Below are 18,658 nucleotides of genomic sequence, written 5' to 3'. Positions count from 1 at the left end.
CCTCACACAGAGAGTTCGCGGCGGATCTGTTCCAGCAGCGTTTCAATTTTAATGGGCTTACGCAGTAGCGTAACGCCCCCGAACTCTGGAGCATAACGCGACAGGTTTTCATCTTCATGTCCGGAGATAAAAATCACCGGCGGCGGTGCGGAAAGTAGAGCTACCCGGCGATACAGGTCCAGGCCACTCATGCCTTTGAGCTTGATATCAATAATAAGCAGAGATGCGTCAGACAGCGCGGATTCATGATGAAGAAATGCCTCCGCAGAGTCGAAGGCGTCAGAGTCGTACCCCTCCGACTGGAGCAGGTTGCTTAATCCACTACGGACGGAACGTTCATCATCAATAATGACAATGCGCGGTGACAGCCTCATGCCGTACTCCTCTGTCTGCCCTCAGGCTAAGGGGCGCGTTTGTCGTCAGGAGGTGGCGTGCCGCTGATTTTGGGCACACATTCATGACGAAACCAGGCCATTGTCACCGGCTCGCGGCGCAGAAGTCGACGGGCGAGCGGAATCAGCTGTTCGCCGACCAGCATACCAAAAAGGCCCAGCAGGGCGACGATCGGTGGTGCGGGTGAGTGAACCTGCATTGCGCCATAGATAACACCCACTAACAGGCCCGTTGCCAGGGAAATTACGTACGATTTCAACATGGTTAGCCTGCCTCTGGATGACGGCGTGGAGAAGGGGTCGCGTTGTCCGCCGTTTGCACTGCGGCCTGCGGCTGACTTAGGGCGGCCTGGGGTTCATGGTGTGAGCGCAGCGCAGAGATCGCCTGCTCTCCCGCCAGCATGCCGAGCAGCCCCACCAGGGCGACCGCCGGCGGGGCTGGCGAACGGACGTTCAGCAAAGCATAGACCAGCCCAATAAACACCCCTGCGCCGAGGGAAATGAGCGCTGTACTCATGGTCATTCTCCCCTTATCGGGTTCAGAACCGGGCGACGCTAACGCGCCGCCCCTGCACATTATTTATTGGCTGGCACCGGCGCCAGAGTACGGTGCGCACCTTTGGCACGCGCTGGCGCTTTGTGCACCATGGTATAAGCGTAATCAACGCCCATCCCGTAAGCACCGGAGTGTTCTTTGACGATATCCATCACCGCGTTGTAGGTCTCTTTATGCGCCCAGTCGCGCTGCCACTCCAGCAACACCTGCTGCCAGGTCACCGGGATCACACCCGCCTGAATCATGCGCTGCATCGCGTAATCATGTGCTTCTTTCGAGGTACCGCCGGAAGCGTCAGCCACCATGTAGATTTCATAGCCGCCTTCCAGCATGGCACACAGGGCGAACGTGTTGTTGCACACTTCCGTCCACAGGCCGGATACCACCACTTTTTTTTGACCATTTTTCGCCAGCGCATCACGCACTTTCTGGTCATCCCAGGAGTTCATGGATGTACGCTCAAGAAGGTCATGCTCGGGGAATACGTCCAGCAGTTCAGGGAAGGTATTTCCGGAGAAGCTTTCCGTCTCAACGGTGGTGATGGTGGTCGGAATATTGAAAACTTTTGCCGCTTTCGCCAGGCCAACAACATTGTTTTTCAGCACCTGGCGGTCAATAGACTGCACGCCGAACGCCATCTGCGGCTGCTGATCGATAAAAATAATCTGGCAATTCTGGGGAGTCAGTACTTCAAGCTTAGCGTTGGTCATAAGAATACCCGTTGTCGTTAAGTAGCAGTTTCCCGTGAAAGGGGAGCGGACGTTTTGCTGACAGTGACCGGGGTATTCTCGCGCTGCTCAAACAGGCGAAATGATGTTCGTCCCGGACGCTGCTGTCGGGACGGATAGTAAGAGTTGTCAGAAATGAGAACTATTATCTCTGTGTATAACTATACGTTCGTATAGGTATACCTTCGTATAACTAGACGCCGTTTTCGCCAGCTCACCATAATCCCTCCCACTTCCACGCTCTGTTCTGACGGAGCATCGCATCTTATCGTCCGGCGGGATTATGCCTGCTTCGGATGTCTCAGACAGGAGGATTTATGGTCTCGCTCGGCAAAGCTGAACTGATATTACTCAACGGCAAATTTCATACGGTAGACAGGGAAAACCCGGTTGCAGAGGCGGTCGCCATCCGTGACGGCAAATTCCTGGCGGTAGGCTCCCAGGCCGAAGTAATGGAATATCACAGCGACGGCAGCAAAGTGGTGGATCTCAAAGGCAGCACCGCTATTCCAGGGCTTAACGACTCGCACCTGCACCTGATTCGCGGCGGTCTCAACTATAACCTCGAACTGCGCTGGGAAGGAGTACCGTCGCTGGCGGACGCCCTGCGGATGCTGAAAGAACAGGCGCTGCGCACCCCCTCGCCACAATGGGTACGCGTGGTGGGCGGCTGGAGCGAATTCCAGTTTGCCGAACGCCGGATGCCGACCCTGGAGGAGATCAACGACGCCGCGCCGGATACCCCGGTCTTTATCCTTCATCTCTATGACCGCGCCCTGCTCAACCGCGCCGCGCTGCGCGTTGTTGGCTACACCAAAGATACGCCGAACCCGCCAGGAGGAGAGATCCAGCGCGACAGCAACGGCAATCCCACCGGCATGCTGATTGCGCGGCCAAATGCCATGATCCTCTATGCCACGCTGGCCAAAGGGCCGAAACTGCCACTGGAACAGCAGGTTAACTCCACCCGCCAGTTTATGCGTGAGCTAAACCGTCTGGGCCTCACCAGCGCTATCGACGCGGGTGGCGGCTTCCAGAACTACCCCGAAGACTATGAAGTGATAAGCGAACTGCACGCCAAAGAGCAGATGACTATCCGCATCGCCTATAACCTCTTTACCCAGAGCCCCGGCCATGAGCTGGAAGATTTCGAGAAATGGACCGACATGCTGACACCGGGTCAGGGCACCGATTTCTTCCGTCACAACGGCGCGGGTGAAATGCTGGTCTTCTCTGCCGCGGATTTTGAAGATTTCCTTGAACCGCGCCCGGACCTCGCGCCTGGCATGGAAGATGAGCTGGAGCGCGTGGTGCGCCATCTGGTCGAGCACCGCTGGCCGTTCCGCCTGCACGCCACCTATAACGAATCCATCAGCCGTATGCTCGATGTATTCGAGCGCGTGAACCGCGATATTCCGTTCAATGGCCTGCACTGGTTCTTTGACCACGCAGAAACCGTGACCCAGCAAAACATTGACCGCATCAAAGCGCTGGGCGGCGGTATTGCCGTGCAGCACCGTATGGCGTTTCAGGGTGAGTACTTCGCGGAACGTTATGGCATGGACGCGGTGCGCCACACGCCGCCGGTGACGAAAATGCTCGAAACCGGCGTACCGGTCGGGCTGGGAACCGATGCGACCCGCGTGGCCAGCTACAATCCGTGGACTGCGTTGTACTGGCTGGTCTCCGGGCGCACCGTCGGCGGTATGCAGATGTACGATGTTAATGCGCGCCTGGATCGCGACACCGCGCTGATGCTCTGGACACAAGGCAGCGCCTGGTTCTCAAGCGAGCAGGGCAAAAAAGGCCAGATTAAAGTGGGCCAACTGGCTGACCTCGCCGTGCTGAGCAAGGACTATTTCCGCATACCGGAAGAGGAGATCAAAGGCATTGAGTCGGTACTGACCGTAGTCAATGGCAATATCGTCTATGCCGCTGGCGGTTTCAGCTCAGAAGCCCCGCCTGCAATTCCGGTGCTGCCGGAGTGGTCGCCGGTGGTCAACGTGCCGGGTCACTACCGCAGCGCGCCGCCACAGCAAACACGTGTCGGCATGATGCCCGCCGCACACCACTGTAGCGGCCCCTGCGGCGTGCATAACCACCAGCACGGTGTGGCACGCGGATCGTCCATTCCGGTTTCAGACGATAACGCCTTCTGGGGCGCGCTCGGCTGTAGCTGCTTTGCGTTCTGATGCCTATGAAAAATACAACGCTGATGTCGCCCCGAATTGATGCGGGGCTGTTCTTCCTGCGCCTGACCGGCGGGCTGCTGCTGCTCTATGTGCATGGTCTGCCGAAGGTGCTGAATTTTCATGAAGAGCTCACCCGCATTGAGGATCCGTTCGGCTTTGGCCCCTGGTTCAGCCTGCTACCTGCCATTCTGGCAGAGGTGGTATGTCCGATATTCATCATTCTCGGTGTTGGCACGCGGCTGGCCTGTCTGCCGATTATTGGCGTGCTGCTGGTTGCCATGCTGGCTGTGCACCCGCAATGGAGTATCGCGGAAGGGCAATTTGGCTGGCTGCTGCTCATCATCTTCACCACGCTGGCATTAACCGGCCCGGGTAAATGGCGGGTAAGTATGCCAGGCAACCAGGAGTTCAGGCATGGCGCAAGTCAATGATGTTCACGCGGCGACGGTACAAACCCCGTCTGCCGCATCCGCTGGCGCGTCCTCCTGGCAGCCACTGCGCCAGCCGGTATTTCGGATGCTATGGATTGCCACGGTGGTCTCCAACATCGGTTCATGGATGAACGATGTGGGGGTGAACTGGACCATGCTGACGTTAAGCGCCAACCCGCTTTCCGTGGCCCTGGTTCAGGCGGCGAGCAGTCTGCCGATGTTTCTCTTCGCCCTCCCTTCCGGGGTGATGGCGGACATTGTCGACCGACGCAAATATCTGCTGTTTTCCCAGTTGTGGGTGTTTATTGCCGCCAGCGGGCTAACCCTGCTCTCTTTTGCCGGGTTAGTAACGCCAACGGTGCTGCTGGTTGCGGCCTTCTTATTAAGCACTGGCGCGGCCATGAGTTCTCCGCCGTTTCAGGCCATCGTGCCGGACCTGGTGGAAAAACGCGAACTGGCCCCGGCCATCGCGCTGAATTCGCTTGGCATCAACATCAGCCGCGCCATCGGCCCGGCGCTGGGCGGGCTGATCCTCTCTTTTGCCGGACCGTGGGTGGTATTCGCGCTCAATGCGACATCAGTGCTGGGCGTCGCCTGGGTGCTGTGGCGCTGGAAAGCAGAACCGTTGATTCAGCGCCTGCCGCCGGAGCACTTTTTCCCCGCCGTTCGCGCCGGGCTGCGCTATGTGCATGCCGCTCCGGTACTGCGTAACGTGCTGGTGCGTACCGTGGCGTTCTTTACCTTCGCCAGCGCAGGCTGGGCGCTGTTGCCGCTGGTGGCCCGCCGTGAACTGGGCCTTGGGCCTGGCGGTTACGGCATCATGCTGGCCTGTATCGGCCTGGGGGCGATTTGCGGTGCGATTGTGCTACCGCGTTTACGTAAGCGCTTCAACCCGGACCGGCTGATGGTGATTAACAGCGTGATTTTCGCGATCAGCATGCTGGCGCTGGCGTTTATCCGTCATTTCTGGCTGCTCAATGCGTTTGAATTCTTAACCGGTTTCGCCTGGATTGCGGTGCTCTCTACCCTCAATGTCGGGGCGCAGCGTAGCGCCGCCAAATGGGTGAAAGCTCGCGCGCTGGCGGTCTATCTGACCGTCTTTTTTGGCTCGATGACGCTCGGTAGCGCCATCTGGGGCCAACTGGCATCGCACTTTAGTATTCCTGCCTCATTGTGCGTGGCAACAGTGGGCATGCTGCTGGCAAGCCTGACGGTGCTGCGCTGGCAACTGAATAAAGATCCTGACCTCAATCTGGACATTCGTGATATCGACAGTAATGCCCAGGCGCTCGATATCTCACATGAACGTGGCCCGGTCATGGTGATGTATGAATATCTGATCGATCCCGAGGATGTCTCCCGTTTCGTCGTCTGTATCCAGGAGATTCGCCGGGTGCGGGTACGCGGCGGGGCACTGAGCTGGTCTGTGTATGAGGATATCCAGCGCCCCGGCGTCTTTGTGGAGTCGTTCGTGGTCGGCACCTGGATTGAACATCTGCGCCAACTGGAGCGCCACACGGTAAATGACCTGCTGATTCAAAGTAAGGTACAGGCCTTCCATCGCGGCGGACATCTTCCCGAAGCACGTTATCTGATAGCACCCATAATGTAACAGTTACCCACATCAACCCAAGCAAGAGCGACAGTGAGGATTTACGTATGAGCACAATCAAAACGCAGGACGGTACGCAGATTTATTACAAAGACTGGGGCGCGGGAAAACCGGTATTGTTTAGCCACGGCTGGCCGCTGGATGGCGATATGTGGGACAGCCAGTTGAATTTCCTGGCCGAACGGGGCTATCGCGTCATCGCCTTTGACCGCCGCGGTTTTGGCCGCTCCGACCAGCCGTGGGAAGGGTACAACTACGACACCTTCGCCTCCGACATTAACGATCTCATCACCACGCTTGATCTGCAGGATGTGACGCTGGTGGGCTTCTCCATGGGCGGCGGCGATGTCTCGCGCTATATCGGTCGTTACGGCACGGCGCGCGTAAAAGCGCTGGTTCTGCTGGGTGCGGTGACACCGATTTTCGGCAAAACGGCGGACTACCCACAGGGTGTCGATGCCAGCGTTTTCGAAGGCATTCGCGACGGACTACGCAAAGACCGGGCGCAGTTTATCAGCGATTTCGCCACGCCGTTCTATGGCATTAACGCCGGGCAGACGGTTTCCCAGGGTGTCCTGACTCAGACGCTGAACATTGCTTTGCTGGCCTCACTCAAAGGGACCATTGATTGCGTCACGGCTTTCGGCGAGACCGATTTCCGTTCGGATATTGCCAAAGTTGACGTGCCGACGCTGGTGATCCATGGCAGCAACGACCAGATCGTACCGTTTGAATCGACCGGTAAAGTGGCTGCAGAAATGATCCCGGGCGCGCAGTTAAAAGTGTATGACAACGCGCCGCACGGTTTTGCGGTCACCCATCAGGATCAACTGAACAACGATCTGCTGACCTTCCTGCAATCGCTGTAAACCAGAATGAAGCCTCGCTCCCTGTCCGGAGGAGGCTTTTTCTTGCACTCCCCCGCTCCCCGCCCTATCCTCTGCGATTATGAAAACCTCCCGTCTCCCCATCGCTATACAGCAGGCCGTCATGCGCAGCCTGCGGGAAAAACTTGCCCTGGCCAATCAGAAACTTGAGCGTAACTATCCGGAACCCAAACTGGTTTATCAGCAACGGGGCACAGCGGCAGGCACGGCCTGGCTCAATACGTATGAAATCCGCCTGAACCCCGTGTTGCTGATGGAAAACCAACAGGCGTTTATCGACGAGGTGGTGCCGCACGAGCTGGCGCATTTGCTGGTGTGGAAACATTTCGGCCGCGTTCCGCCACACGGTAAAGAGTGGAAATGGATGATGGAAAGCGTGCTCGGCGTTCCTGCGCGCCGTACTCACCAGTTTGAACTGGAGTCGGTGCGGCCCAATACCTTTCCCTACCGCTGCAAGTGCCAGCAGCATCAGTTGACCGTGCGGCGACACAATCGTGTGGTGCGCGGTGAGACCACCTATCGCTGCGTACAGTGCGGCGAAGCGCTGGTACCTGAGCGCTAATTACATGAACCATTAAGAATGTTTTCCGCGCCAACTGATTGCATCTGACAATCGCTTCCGCTACGTTGCGCACTCCAGTTGACAGGGAGTTTTCAATGTTACGCGTTATCTCATCTTTACTGCTTATCCTCAGCGCGCCGGTACTGGCGGACGGCATCAATAGCTTCGCGCAGGCCAAAGCCGCCGGGGTTAAAGTCAACGCCGACGTTCCGGGCGACTTTTATTGCGGCTGTAAAATTCAGTGGCAGGGAAAAAAAGGGGTGGTCGATCTGGACTCCTGCGGTTATAAGGTGCGCAAAAATGAAAACCGCGCCAGCCGTATTGAATGGGAGCATGTTGTCCCGGCCTGGCAATTCGGCCATCAGCGTCAGTGCTGGCAGGATGGCGGGCGGAAAAACTGCGCTAAAGACCCTGTTTATCGCAAGATGGAAAGCGATATGCACAACCTGCAACCCGCCGTGGGTGAAGTGAATGCCGATCGCGGCAACTTTATGTACGGCCAGTGGAACGGTGGCGAAGGCCAGTACGGGCGCTGTGAAATGAAGATCGACTTCAAGGCCAAACTGGCCGAGCCGCCTGCCAGCGCCCGTGGTGTGATTGCCCGCACCTACTTCTATATGCGCGATCAGTATCAGCTCACCCTGTCGCGCCAGCAGACACAGCTTTTTACCGCCTGGGATAAACTCTACCCGGTGACCGACTGGGAATGTACGCGTGAGTCACGTATCGCTCAGGTCCAGGGGAATCATAACCCTTACGTGCAGCGCGCTTGCATGGCGCGAAAGAGCTAACCTACACTAGCGGCAATTGTAAATTTTGCAGGTGTATTGCCCCTCACCCCCCCTCTCTCTACAAGGGAGAGGCCGCAAATCGCGACCTGTTAAGGTGAGGGGAAATGCGCCACACTTCACACGGAAATCTGAACTATGCGCGTCCCACGCATCTACCACCCTGAACTCATCCAGACTGGCACTGAAATCGCCCTCGCCGACGATGCGGCAAACCATGTTGGCCGCGTATTACGTATGGGCCAGGGGCAGGCTATTCAGCTCTTTGACGGTTCGAACCAGGTGTTTGACGCCGAAATCACCCGCGCCGATAAAAAGAGCGTTATCGTTAAGGTGACCCAGGGAGAGGTGGACGATCGGGAGTCACCGCTGCATATTCATCTGGGCCAGGTGATGTCTCGCGGCGAGAAAATGGAATTTACTATCCAGAAATCGATCGAACTGGGTGTAAGCCTCATTACGCCACTTTTTTCTGAGCGCTGCGGCGTTAAACTGGATGCCGAGCGCCTGAATAAAAAGATTCAGCAGTGGCAGAAGATCGCCATCGCCGCCTGTGAACAGTGTGGTCGTAACCGTATTCCTGAGATTCGCCCGGCAATGGATCTCGAACAGTGGTGTGCAGAAGAAGAGAACGGCCTTAAGCTGAATCTTCACCCGCGCGCCAGCCAGAGCATTAATACTCTGCCGTTGCCGGTGGAACGCGTACGATTACTGATTGGCCCGGAAGGCGGGTTGACGACAGACGAAATCGCCATGACCTCGCGCTACCAGTTTACTGATATTCTGTTGGGACCCCGCGTATTGCGCACAGAGACAACTGCCCTTACCGCCATTACCGCGCTGCAGGTGCGTTTTGGCGATCTGGGTTAAACGGAGAAGCCTATGATTAAGCTCGGCATCGTGATGGACCCCATCGCGCAGATTAATATCAAAAAAGACACCAGCTTCGCCATGCTGCTCGAAGCGCAGCGTCGTGGCTACGAACTGCACTATATGGAAATGGCGGATCTTTACCTGATCAACGGCGAAGCCCGTGCGCGTACCCGTCTGCTTTCCGTCGAGCAAAACTACGACAAATGGTACGAGTTTGGCGGCGAGCAGGATATCGAACTCGCCTCGCTGGATGTAGTGCTGATGCGTAAGGATCCGCCGTTCGATACCGAATTTATCTACGCCACCTATATCCTTGAACGTGCGGAAGAAAAAGGCACGCTGATCGTCAATAAGCCGCAGAGCCTGCGCGATTGTAACGAGAAGCTGTTTACCGCCTGGTTCCCTGACCTGACCCCGGAAACGCTGGTGACGCGCAATAAAGCGCAGCTTAAAGCGTTCTGGCAAAAGCATACCGATATCATCCTCAAGCCGCTGGACGGCATGGGCGGCACCTCGATTTTCCGCGTCAAAGAGGGTGATCCGAACCTGGGGGTTATCACCGAAACGCTGACCGAGTTGGGCACCCGCTACTGCATGGCGCAGAACTATCTGCCGGCTATCAAAGATGGCGACAAACGTGTGCTGGTGGTGGATGGCGAGCCGGTTCCATACTGCCTGGCGCGTATCCCGCAGGGTGGCGAAACGCGTGGTAACCTGGCCGCCGGTGGCCGCGGCGAACCGCGTCCGCTGACCGAAAGCGACTGGGCGATTGCCCGCCGCGTCGGCCCGACGCTGAAAGCCAAAGGGCTGATTTTCGTCGGTCTGGATATCATTGGCGACCGTCTGACCGAAATTAACGTCACCAGCCCCACCTGCGTGCGCGAGATCGAGGCGGAGTTCCCGATCTCTATTACCGGCATGCTGATGGACGCAATCGAAAAACGCCTGGCGAAATAATAAATATATTTACCCTCGATAATTCGGGTTGCTCAAAGGTGCCAGGGCACAGACAGCGCGAATTATTGCAGGTAAAGGGATGGCGGGAGGGAACCCGCTCATAAACTCCAAAGTCTGGCTAGTGACAGCGTGCAGCTTTCCCCTCATACTAGGCTGCTGCTTTTTTGAACCAGGAAACAGAACCTCTGACAATGAATTTACAGCATCACTTTCTTATTGCCATGCCTGCTCTCCATGATCCCCTTTTTCGGCGATCGGTGGTTTATATTTGCGAATACAACGAAGACGGTGCCATGGGGCTTATCATCAATAAGCCGCTGGAAAACCTGAAAGTTGAAAGCGTCCTGGAGAAACTGAAAATTAACCCGGAAGCACGCGATCCGGCCATTCGTCTGGATAAACCCGTGCTGCTTGGCGGCCCACTGGCGGAAGATCGCGGGTTTATTCTGCACACGCCGCCTGCCAGCTTCTCTTCCAGCATTCGCGTCTCGGATAACACCGTGATCACTACCTCGCGCGATGTTCTGGAGACCCTGGGCACGGCCGATCAACCTAAGGACGTGCTGGTCGCGCTGGGCTATTCCTCATGGGAAAAAGGCCAGCTTGAACAGGAGATCCTGGATAACGCCTGGCTTACCGCTCCTGCAGATCAAAATATCCTGTTTAAAACGCCTATCGCTGACCGCTGGCGGGAAGCGGCAAAACTTATCGGCATTGATATTTCGACCATGCCGGGCGTGGCGGGACATGCCTGATGAGCGGAACCCTGCTGGCCTTTGATTTTGGTACCAAAAGTATTGGCGTCGCCATCGGACAACGTGTGACCGGTACGGCGCGCCCGCTGAATGCTCTGAAAGCGCAAGACGGGACGCCGGACTGGAAGCTTATCGAGAAGCTGTTAAAAGAGTGGCAGCCGGAAGCCGTTATTGTCGGCCTGCCGCTGAATATGGATGGCACAGAGCAGCCCCTGACCGCGCGTGCGCGCAACTTCGCCAATAAAATCCACGGCCGCTTCGGCGCAAAAATTATTTTGCATGATGAGCGGCTGAGTACGGTAGAAGCCCGGGCGGGTCTGTTTGAGCGCGGCGGTTTTCGTGCATTGAATAAAGGCAGTGTTGATTCTGCCTCTGCGGTTATCATCCTCGAAAGCTACTTCGAGCAGCATCTGTAATTCTCAGGCTGAGCGCCGCTCAGCCTTTTTTGTCTTCTCCCTTCCCCAAAACGCAATCCCCCGATCCCCCTCACATTTCCAGGGCGTGCTTTTTGCTTTTTCACCAATGTTTCTATAAAAGAAACATTAGTCAGGAATGAAATGCGTCAGGGTTTCTGTGTCAGACGCCGTGCCAAGGTGTGAAGTTCGCTCAGGCGTTCATCAATGACAGCGTCGTCAACCTGCCACATACCGGCAAACGCCAGCGCGGCAGAGTGCGCGCCAAGAGGCTTCGCCATTGATACCTCGCCGTCATCGTGATGCCAGACCACGCGTCCAAGCTCACGCTGTTGGGCGATATGAGGCGCAAGTTGCTGCCACTGTTCGTCGACAAAACGTTTTTGCAGTTCTTCATCGCTCTCTGCCGCCAGGAGCGACATACCGATGACCGACTGCCATGCAGGAAGCATATGAAAACCGGCCAGCGCCTGGCTCATCTGGCTACCGGGTTCAGAGTGATAGATATAAATCACCTGATCCTCCCAGAGCACGCCCATTGCCACCACGATATCTTTGGGCGCGTAGCTTTCCAGCAGGGGGAGCGCCTGGGAAAAGAGGGCCGAGCCGCGTATCGCTTGTGCCGCCAGCGCATGAATGCCGGGGCCGGGAAGGTAACGACGCTGCTCATCCTGCATCGTCAGGCCGATGGACGCCATCGTCATCAGCAACCGGTTTACACGGGTAGTATTTATGCCCATCAGACGCGCCAGTTCGCGACAGCCAATCGCGCGGCCGCTGGAGACCAGGTACTGCAGGCAGCGAATGCCATCAATCAGGCTTTGGTTCGGTTGTGAGGACATAACAGGCTTTATCTCTCAGGTGGCAGGAATTTTCGATTTTACCGTCAGTTCAGTAAAGAAGGATACAAGGTATGAACATCTATCCGCAAACTGCGTCCAGAACCTTTCCCTCTGCACAGTTGCATGCCGATCTTCTGGTAGCGGGCGGTGGCCTCGCGGGTCTTTGCGCTGCGCTCGCCGCCGCCAGGGACGGGCTACAGGTCGTGTTGATCCAGGACCGACCGGTACTCGGCGGCAATGCGTCCAGCGAAGTTCGCCTGTGGGCCAACGGCGCCACATCGCATATGGGCAACAATAACCGCTGGGCGCGTGAAGGCGGCATCATGGGAGAAATCCTCGAAGAGAATCTCTGGCGCAACAAAGAGGGCAACCCGGTTATGTTCGACCTGGTGCTACTGGATATGGCAAAAAGCCAGCCTGGGCTGACATTGCTGCTCAATACCACGATTTACGAACTGGAGAAAAACCAGCGAACCCTCACCCAGGTCAGCGCCTTTAACGCCATCAACGAGACATTTTATACCGTCACCGCCGACCAGTTTTGCGACGCAACGGGGGATGGCGTGCTGGGCTTTCTGGCCGGGGCAGAGTACCGCGAAGGCGCCGAAGAGGTGGACGAACTGGGGGAAAAAATGGCCCCCGGCGACAACTTCGGCCACAAGCTCGGGCACTCGATCTATTTCTACACCAAACAGACGAACGGCCCGGTGAATTTTGTTCCCCCTTCGTTCGCATTAAAAGATATTACCGCGATTCCCCGCTACAAACGCCTGACATCCACCCTCAATGGTTGCGACCTGTGGTGGCTGGAATGGGGCGGACGGCTGGACACCATTCACCAGAGTGAAGAGATCAAATGGGAGTTGTGGAAAATCGTCTGGGGCGTGTGGGATTACATTAAAAACTCCGGCGAGTTCCCGGAAGCGGCCAACATGACCATCGAATGGGTTGGCGCCATTCCCGGTAAACGCGAAAGCCGTCGTTTTATGGGCGATCATCTGCTTTGCCAGCAGGACATCATTGAACAGCGCGACCACTATGATGCCGTGGCCTACGGCGGCTGGTCTATCGACCTGCATCCGGCGGACGGGGTCTACAGCACCCATGATGGCTGTCGCCAGTTTCACAGTAAAGGCACCTATACCATTCCACTGCGAAGCCTTTACAGCCGCTCGCTGGATAATCTCTTCCTGACCGGACGGCTTATTTCCGCCTCTCACGTTGCCTTTGGTAGCGCCCGGGTGATGTGCACCTGCGGTCTGCTGGGCGAGGTCGTTGGCCGCGCTGCCGCGCTGTGTAAAACGCATGACATCACCCCGGCAGAGCTGGCCCAGCGGGATAATGTCGGCCAGTTGCAACAGCGGTTGCAGGCCAGCGGTTGCTACATTCCCCGTCAGTGGTTACAGGACCCGGCACTCGGCGCGTCGGTCACCGCCAGCAGTGAATACGCTCTCAGTACGCTTGCCCCTAACGGCCACTGGCATTCGCTCGGCGAAAGAATGGCGCTGCTGCTGCCTGTCAAAGCCGGGGAGTCATTGCCCGACATGACCTTTACCCTGCGTTCCGCTTCTCAGCAGCCACTTGAGATCTCGCTTCTGGGCAGCGCACGCAGCGGTAATTTCACGCCCGATTATCAGTACGCCAGCACAACGCTGTACGTTGAGGGCGAGCAGGCGCAGACGGTCCATTTCCCGTGGCAAAGCGAGCGCGATCAGTATGTCTTTATCGCCTTTGGAGCGTGTGAACAGGTGGACATTGCCCTCACCGACACCCACCTGCCCGGCATTATGACCGTTTTTAATAGCCTGAATGCCCGCGTCGCCAAACATACCCGTCAGGTGGTAGATGGCGACTATGGCGTCGATGAGTTTGACTTCTGGTTGCCGCGCCGTCGCCCACATCAGGTAATGCCTGCGTTGCGTTTTAGCCAGCCGTTAAGCTGCTATCGCGCCGACAATGTGCTTAATGGCCGCCTGCGCCCCGAGCAACAGGCCAATGCCTGGGTACCTGCCGCCGATGACGTCAAACCGGTATTACGCTGGCACTGGGATGCGCCACAAACCTTCACCAGCATGACTCTGGTACAGGACAACGATTTCGATAACGCCATGGAAACCGTGCAGATGGGCCATTTCCTGCCGGTGACGCCGCACTGCATCACCCACTATCGTCTGTGGGCCGATGACACCCTGTTGGCCGAGGAAACAAATAACCACCACTCCGTGCGTGAACACCGGTTATCTACCCCCATTACCGCGCAAAATGTACGTCTGGAGATCATTGCCACCGCAGGCGCTTTACCGGCGGTTTACGCACTGAACATCCGCTAAAGTCGCCCCTGCGCCTGCCGTTGCTGACGGCTTTGGTCGAAGGTCTGCATTCCCGCCTGCTGCCCGGTCTGTAACACGCCGGGCAACTGGTGGTTTTTCCCTTCACGGATAAGGTTGGCTATCGCAGGTGTATTGATAAGCAGTTCAAACAGCGCCACACGTCCGCCCTGCCTGTCTGCCGCCAGCCGCTGGGACAATACGGCCTGCAGGCTTCCGGCAAGCTGGCTACGCACCGGATCTTTCTCCTGGGCGGGGAAACTGTCCACCAGCCGTTCAATAGCCTGCGGTGCGCCGCGTGTATGTAATGTTGCCAGCACCAGATGCCCGGTTTCGGCGGCAGTCAACGCCAGGCGGATGGTCTCGCTGTCACGCAATTCCCCCAGCAGAATGACATCCGGGTCTTCGCGTAATGCCGCGCGTAACCCCGCCGCAAACGAGGCGCAGTGCGGGCCGATTTCCCGCTGTTGGATCAGGCAACGTTTACTCGTATGGATAAACTCCACGGGATCTTCCAGGGTCAGGATATGCCCGTCGAGATGGTGATTAAGGTTATCCACCATCGCCGCCAGCGTGGTGGATTTACCGCTGCCCGTCGCCCCGGTAACCAGAATAAGACCGTTGTCGCGCCTTAGTAATTCAGGGATAACGGCGGGCACATCCAGCATATCCAGCGTCGGGCAGGTGTCAGGCAACAGGCGCAGCGCAAGCGACACCCCTTCGTGATGTAAAAACGCACTGGCGCGAAGGCGTTGAACCCCTGGGGTACTGAGGGCAAAATCTATCTGTCCGCACGCCTGCCACTGCTGTTGCTGCTGCGTGTTTAAACTTTCGGCGAGCAGCGCGTGAATATCCACCGCGTCGAAGGGTGCGGCTTCCAGCCGTCCTTGCCTTCGCCACCGTGGTGGACGGCGATCGCACAGGTGTAGATCCGAGACATTATGCTTTACACTAAGCTCCACTATTTTTTCCATATCCATAAAGCCACCTGGGAACATGAACGATATTGCGCATAACCTGGCACAGGTCAGGGACAAAATCTCAGCCGCTGCAACGTCCTGCGGCCGTGCTCCAGAAGAAGTTACGCTGCTTGCAGTCAGCAAAACAAAACCTGCGAGCGCCATCGAAGAAGCTTACGCGGCGGGTCAGCGTGGCTTTGGTGAAAACTACGTACAGGAAGGCATTGATAAGATTCGCCATTTCAAGGATTCGGGCATCGCGGATATCCAGTGGCACTTTATCGGCCCCTTACAGTCCAACAAAAGCCGCCTCGTGGCTGAACATTTTGACTGGTGCCATACCGTGGACCGTCTCAAAATCGCCAGCCGCTTAAGCGAGCAGCGACCCGACTCTCTGCCACCGCTGAACGTGCTGATTCAGGTCAATATCAGTGATGAGCAGAGCAAATCCGGCATCTCCCTTGCTGAGCTGGACGCGCTGGCGGCGCAGGTGGTGGAATTACCCGGTCTTTGCCTGCGTGGACTGATGGCGATCCCTGCTCCCGAGGCTGATTATGAACGGCAGTTTGCCGTGGCCCGCCAAATGGCTGTCGCATTTGACGCACTTAAGGTACGTTACCCTGGCGTGGATACCCTTTCGCTGGGCATGTCAGACGATATGCAGGCCGCGATTGCGGCAGGCAGCACCATGGTGCGCATCGGAACCGCCATTTTTGGCGCGCGCGATTACACAAAAAACTAAGGAAAACTGAGGAACGCCATGAATACGTTGTCCACTCTCCTGTCACTGATTATCCAGGCTTACACGATGGTGCTGTTGCTGCGTATCTGGATGCAGTGGGCGCGCTGTGATTTTTATAACCCGTTTTCCCAGTTTATCGTGAAAATCACCCAGCCGATTGTTGGCCCGCTGCGTCGCATTATTCCGTCGATGGGGCCCATTGACAGCGCATCGTTGCTTATCGCGCTGCTGCTATGTGTCGTGAAAGTCTTCCTGAACCCGTACGTCTCCATGAACGGCGTGTTCATCGTGCTGGCGGCGGTGCTGATTGTTATTAAAACGCTCGGTTCGCTGATCTTCTGGGTGCTGCTGTTAATGGCAATCATGAGCTGGGTCAGCCAGGGCCGTAGCCCGGTGGAATATGTGCTGCTGCAGCTTACCGAACCGCTGCTGCGCCCGATTCGCCGCCTGCTGCCATCAATGGGCGGTCTCGATTTCTCGCCGATGATTCTGGTGCTGCTAATGTATGTCATCAATATGGGCGTGATGGAGTTTCTGGCTAACACCATTGTACCGTTAGCCTATATCTGGAACTGGGCATGAGTGCTGTCACATCCTGTGACGACGGGCTGGTGCTGCGGCTGTATATTCAGCCAAAGGCCAGCCGGGACAGCATTATTGGGCTGCATGGCGACGAGCTAAAAGTCGCCATTACCGCCCCACCGGTCGATGGGCAGGCCAACGCCCATCTGGTGAAATATCTCGCCAAACAGTTTCGGGTGGCCAAAAATCAGGTGCTGATTGAAAAAGGCGAACTGGGCCGCCATAAACAAGTCAAAATTACCCATCCGCAACAGATACCTTCGGCCGTCACGGCCCTGATGAATTAGGATCTATTATGCAAAAAGTTGTTCTCGCAACCGGTAATGCCGGTAAAGTGCGCGAGCTTGCCTCGCTGCTGAGTGATTTCGGTCTGGATATCGTGGCGCAAACCGAGCTGGGTGTGGAATCCGCCGAGGAGACCGGCCTGACGTTTATTGAAAACGCGATCCTGAAAGCGCGCCATGCCGCTGAGGTGACCGGTCTGCCCGCGATTGCCGACGATTCCGGCCTGGCTGTTGATGCGCTGGGCGGCGCGCCGGGGATCTACTCCGCACGTTACTCTGGCGTGGATGCCACTGATGAAGCGAATCTGCAAAAATTACTGACCACCCTGCAGGATGTGCCGGACGATAAACGTCAGGCTCAGTTCCACTGTGTGCTGGTCTATCTGCGTCACGCCGCTGACCCGACGCCGCTGGTGTGCCACGGTAGCTGGCCTGGTGTGATTACCCGTGCGCCTGCCGGTCAGGGCGGGTTTGGTTACGATCCGATTTTCTTCGTCCCGACGGAAGGTAAAACCGCCGCCGAACTGACCCGCGAAGAAAAAAGCGCTATCTCCCACCGTGGGCAGGCGCTGAAACTGTTACTGGAAGCATTACGTAATGGCTAATTTGCCACCTTTAAGTCTTTATATTCATATTCCGTGGTGCGTGCAGAAATGCCCGTACTGCGACTTTAATTCCCATGCATTGAAAGGCGAAGTGCCTCACGATGATTATGTGCAGCACCTGCTCGCCGACCTTGATGCTGATGTGCCTTACGCACAGGGGCGTGAAATAAAGACGATCTTTATTGGTGGCGGTACGCCGAGCCTACTCTCCGGCACAGCGATGCAGACGTTGCTGGATGGCGTGCGTGCGCGCCTGACTCTGGCGGCGGATGCGGAAATCACAATGGAAGCCAACCCCGGAACGGTCGAGGCCGACCGCTTCGTTGAGTATCAACGTGCCGGGGTGAACCGCATTTCGATTGGCGTTCAGAGCTTTAGCGAGCCGAAATTACAGCGGCTGGGGCGTATCCACGGCCCGGAGGAAGCCAAACGCGCTGCGCGGCTGGCAACTGGCCTTGGGCTGCGCAGTTTTAACCTCGATTTGATGCACGGCCTGCCGGATCAGACGCTGGAAGAGGCGCTGGACGACTTGCGCCAGGCCATTGAACTGAACCCGCCGCATCTTTCCTGGTATCAGTTGACCATCGAACCCAACACGCTGTTTGGCTCGCGCCCGCCGGTGCTGCCGGATGACGATGCATTGTGGGATATTTTCGAGCGTGGCCACCAGTTACTGACCGCCGCGGGCTATCAGCAATACGAAACCTCAGCGTACGCGAAACCGGGCTACCAGTGTCAGCACAACCTCAACTACTGGCGCTTTGGCGATTACCTGGGTATTGGCTGCGGTGCGCATGGCAAAGTGACCTTCCCGGATGGGCGCATTTTACGCACCGCGAAAACGCGCCACCCGCGCGGGTATATGCAGGGTCGCTACCTTGAGCGCCAGCACGATGTGGAAGCCGCCGATAAGCCGTTCGAGTTCTTTATGAACCGCTTTCGTTTGCTGGAGGCCGCGCCGCGTGCGGAGTTCGCGTTGTTCACGGGGCTGGATGAAAGCGTGATTCGCCCGCAGCTCGACAAAGCCCTGGCGCAGGGCTACCTCACCGAGTGCGAGCAGTACTGGCAAATCACCGAGCACGGTAAGCTGTTCCTCAACTCCCTGCTGGAACTTTTCCTGAGCGAATAATATGTACAGAACTATCCCGCTCGCTTTATTAAGCGGGATACC

22 protein-coding genes are annotated in these 18,658 nt (G+C 57.0%); 16 read left to right on the top strand and 6 right to left on the bottom strand.

What is annotated here, in order from left to right; translation table 11 throughout:
• Nucleotides 1–2: 2 nt before the first annotated feature.
• The 4 genes from ACS0RQ_RS04340 to ACS0RQ_RS04325 are packed head-to-tail and all read right to left on the bottom strand — an operon-like array spanning nucleotide 3 to nucleotide 1,658.
• The gene (locus ACS0RQ_RS04340) at nucleotides 3–374 is read right to left on the bottom strand and encodes a response regulator (protein WP_271849739.1); all 372 of its coding nucleotides are present in this window, start codon (nucleotides 372–374) and stop codon (nucleotides 3–5) included.
• A 26-nt stretch (nucleotides 375–400) separates the two neighbouring features.
• Nucleotides 401–655 carry a XapX domain-containing protein gene (locus ACS0RQ_RS04335; RefSeq protein ID WP_079497176.1) on the bottom strand — a complete coding sequence of 85 codons (255 nt, stop codon included), beginning with the start codon at nucleotides 653–655 and terminating at the stop codon, nucleotides 401–403.
• Between the two features lie 2 nt (nucleotides 656–657).
• Nucleotides 658–909, bottom strand: a complete 252-nt coding sequence (locus ACS0RQ_RS04330; protein WP_271849738.1) for a DUF1427 family protein — start codon at nucleotides 907–909, stop codon at nucleotides 658–660.
• Nucleotides 910–968: 59 nt separating this feature from the next.
• A complete protein-coding gene (locus ACS0RQ_RS04325) occupies nucleotides 969–1,658 on the bottom strand; it encodes a hydrolase (protein ID WP_039078007.1) in 690 nt (229 codons plus the stop codon).
• A 335-nt stretch (nucleotides 1,659–1,993) separates the two neighbouring features.
• On the opposite strand from ACS0RQ_RS04325, the gene ACS0RQ_RS04320 reads away from it, so the two are divergent.
• From ACS0RQ_RS04320 to ruvX, 10 genes are all read left to right on the top strand, one after another.
• Nucleotides 1,994–3,868, top strand: a complete 1,875-nt coding sequence (locus tag ACS0RQ_RS04320; protein WP_271849737.1) for an amidohydrolase — start codon at nucleotides 1,994–1,996, stop codon at nucleotides 3,866–3,868.
• 5 nt (nucleotides 3,869–3,873) lie between these two features.
• Nucleotides 3,874–4,299 carry a DoxX family protein gene (locus ACS0RQ_RS04315; protein WP_271849736.1) on the top strand — a complete coding sequence of 142 codons (426 nt, stop codon included), beginning with the start codon at nucleotides 3,874–3,876 and terminating at the stop codon, nucleotides 4,297–4,299.
• Entirely contained in the window at nucleotides 4,283–5,911 is a 1,629-nt protein-coding gene (locus ACS0RQ_RS04310) for an MFS transporter (RefSeq protein ID WP_334632651.1), read from the top strand. The genes ACS0RQ_RS04315 and ACS0RQ_RS04310 overlap by 17 nt, the downstream gene beginning before the upstream one ends.
• 47 nt (nucleotides 5,912–5,958) lie before the next feature.
• Nucleotides 5,959–6,780 carry an alpha/beta fold hydrolase gene (locus tag ACS0RQ_RS04305; RefSeq protein WP_071195988.1) on the top strand — a complete coding sequence of 274 codons (822 nt, stop codon included), beginning with the start codon at nucleotides 5,959–5,961 and terminating at the stop codon, nucleotides 6,778–6,780.
• 79 nt (nucleotides 6,781–6,859) lie between these two features.
• Entirely contained in the window at nucleotides 6,860–7,360 is a 501-nt protein-coding gene (locus ACS0RQ_RS04300; RefSeq protein WP_271849734.1) for a SprT family zinc-dependent metalloprotease, read from the top strand.
• Nucleotides 7,361–7,455: 95 nt separating this feature from the next.
• Nucleotides 7,456–8,151 carry a deoxyribonuclease I gene (gene endA, locus ACS0RQ_RS04295; RefSeq protein ID WP_271849733.1) on the top strand — a complete coding sequence of 232 codons (696 nt, stop codon included), beginning with the start codon at nucleotides 7,456–7,458 and terminating at the stop codon, nucleotides 8,149–8,151.
• A gap of 135 nt (nucleotides 8,152–8,286) precedes the next feature.
• The gene (gene rsmE / locus ACS0RQ_RS04290) at nucleotides 8,287–9,018 is read left to right on the top strand and encodes a 16S rRNA (uracil(1498)-N(3))-methyltransferase (RefSeq protein WP_039078014.1); all 732 of its coding nucleotides are present in this window, start codon (nucleotides 8,287–8,289) and stop codon (nucleotides 9,016–9,018) included.
• Nucleotides 9,019–9,030: 12 nt separating this feature from the next.
• Nucleotides 9,031–9,978: a glutathione synthase gene (gene gshB / locus ACS0RQ_RS04285; RefSeq protein ID WP_108700646.1), complete on the top strand. Its 948-nt coding sequence runs from the start codon at nucleotides 9,031–9,033 to the stop codon at nucleotides 9,976–9,978.
• A gap of 191 nt (nucleotides 9,979–10,169) precedes the next feature.
• Nucleotides 10,170–10,733: a YqgE/AlgH family protein gene (locus tag ACS0RQ_RS04280; protein ID WP_039078016.1), complete on the top strand. Its 564-nt coding sequence runs from the start codon at nucleotides 10,170–10,172 to the stop codon at nucleotides 10,731–10,733.
• The gene (gene ruvX / locus ACS0RQ_RS04275; RefSeq protein ID WP_039078017.1) at nucleotides 10,733–11,149 is read left to right on the top strand and encodes a Holliday junction resolvase RuvX; all 417 of its coding nucleotides are present in this window, start codon (nucleotides 10,733–10,735) and stop codon (nucleotides 11,147–11,149) included. The genes ACS0RQ_RS04280 and ruvX overlap by 1 nt, the downstream gene beginning before the upstream one ends.
• A 146-nt stretch (nucleotides 11,150–11,295) precedes the next feature.
• Here ruvX and ACS0RQ_RS04270 read toward each other — a convergent pair whose 3' ends face one another.
• Nucleotides 11,296–11,988: an IclR family transcriptional regulator domain-containing protein gene (locus ACS0RQ_RS04270; protein ID WP_039078018.1), complete on the bottom strand. Its 693-nt coding sequence runs from the start codon at nucleotides 11,986–11,988 to the stop codon at nucleotides 11,296–11,298.
• 71 nt (nucleotides 11,989–12,059) lie between these two features.
• On the opposite strand from ACS0RQ_RS04270, the gene ACS0RQ_RS04265 reads away from it, so the two are divergent.
• Nucleotides 12,060–14,318 carry an FAD-dependent oxidoreductase gene (locus ACS0RQ_RS04265; RefSeq protein WP_271849732.1) on the top strand — a complete coding sequence of 753 codons (2,259 nt, stop codon included), beginning with the start codon at nucleotides 12,060–12,062 and terminating at the stop codon, nucleotides 14,316–14,318.
• Here ACS0RQ_RS04265 and ACS0RQ_RS04260 read toward each other — a convergent pair.
• Complete coding sequence (locus tag ACS0RQ_RS04260) at nucleotides 14,315–15,295, bottom strand: type IV pilus twitching motility protein PilT (RefSeq protein ID WP_271849731.1); 981 nt, start codon at nucleotides 15,293–15,295, stop codon at nucleotides 14,315–14,317. The two genes, ACS0RQ_RS04265 and ACS0RQ_RS04260, sit on opposite strands and share 4 nt — an antisense overlap.
• A gap of 16 nt (nucleotides 15,296–15,311) precedes the next feature.
• Between ACS0RQ_RS04260 and ACS0RQ_RS04255 the strand changes: the two genes are divergently transcribed.
• From ACS0RQ_RS04255 to hemW, 5 genes are read left to right on the top strand one after another with little or no spacing between them, the layout of a single operon-like run.
• Complete coding sequence (locus tag ACS0RQ_RS04255; RefSeq protein WP_271849730.1) at nucleotides 15,312–16,016, top strand: YggS family pyridoxal phosphate-dependent enzyme; 705 nt, start codon at nucleotides 15,312–15,314, stop codon at nucleotides 16,014–16,016.
• 18 nt (nucleotides 16,017–16,034) lie between these two features.
• Nucleotides 16,035–16,598 carry a YggT family protein gene (locus ACS0RQ_RS04250; RefSeq protein WP_071195982.1) on the top strand — a complete coding sequence of 188 codons (564 nt, stop codon included), beginning with the start codon at nucleotides 16,035–16,037 and terminating at the stop codon, nucleotides 16,596–16,598.
• Entirely contained in the window at nucleotides 16,595–16,885 is a 291-nt protein-coding gene (yggU, locus tag ACS0RQ_RS04245; protein WP_039078023.1) for a DUF167 family protein YggU, read from the top strand. Before ACS0RQ_RS04250 ends, yggU begins: the two co-directional genes overlap by 4 nt.
• A gap of 8 nt (nucleotides 16,886–16,893) precedes the next feature.
• Nucleotides 16,894–17,487 carry an XTP/dITP diphosphatase gene (locus ACS0RQ_RS04240; protein ID WP_039078024.1) on the top strand — a complete coding sequence of 198 codons (594 nt, stop codon included), beginning with the start codon at nucleotides 16,894–16,896 and terminating at the stop codon, nucleotides 17,485–17,487.
• On the top strand, nucleotides 17,480–18,616 hold the full coding sequence (gene hemW / locus ACS0RQ_RS04235; RefSeq protein WP_271849729.1) for a radical SAM family heme chaperone HemW: 1,137 nt from the start codon (nucleotides 17,480–17,482) through the stop codon (nucleotides 18,614–18,616). Before ACS0RQ_RS04240 ends, hemW begins: the two co-directional genes overlap by 8 nt.
• Nucleotides 18,617–18,658 lie beyond the last annotated feature (42 nt).

Source organism: Phytobacter diazotrophicus, assembly GCF_052061655.1.
GTDB lineage: Bacteria > Pseudomonadota > Gammaproteobacteria > Enterobacterales > Enterobacteriaceae > Phytobacter > Phytobacter diazotrophicus.
The sequence above is the reverse complement of the archived record's forward strand: the minus strand, read 5'-3'. Positions and strand labels throughout refer to the sequence as shown.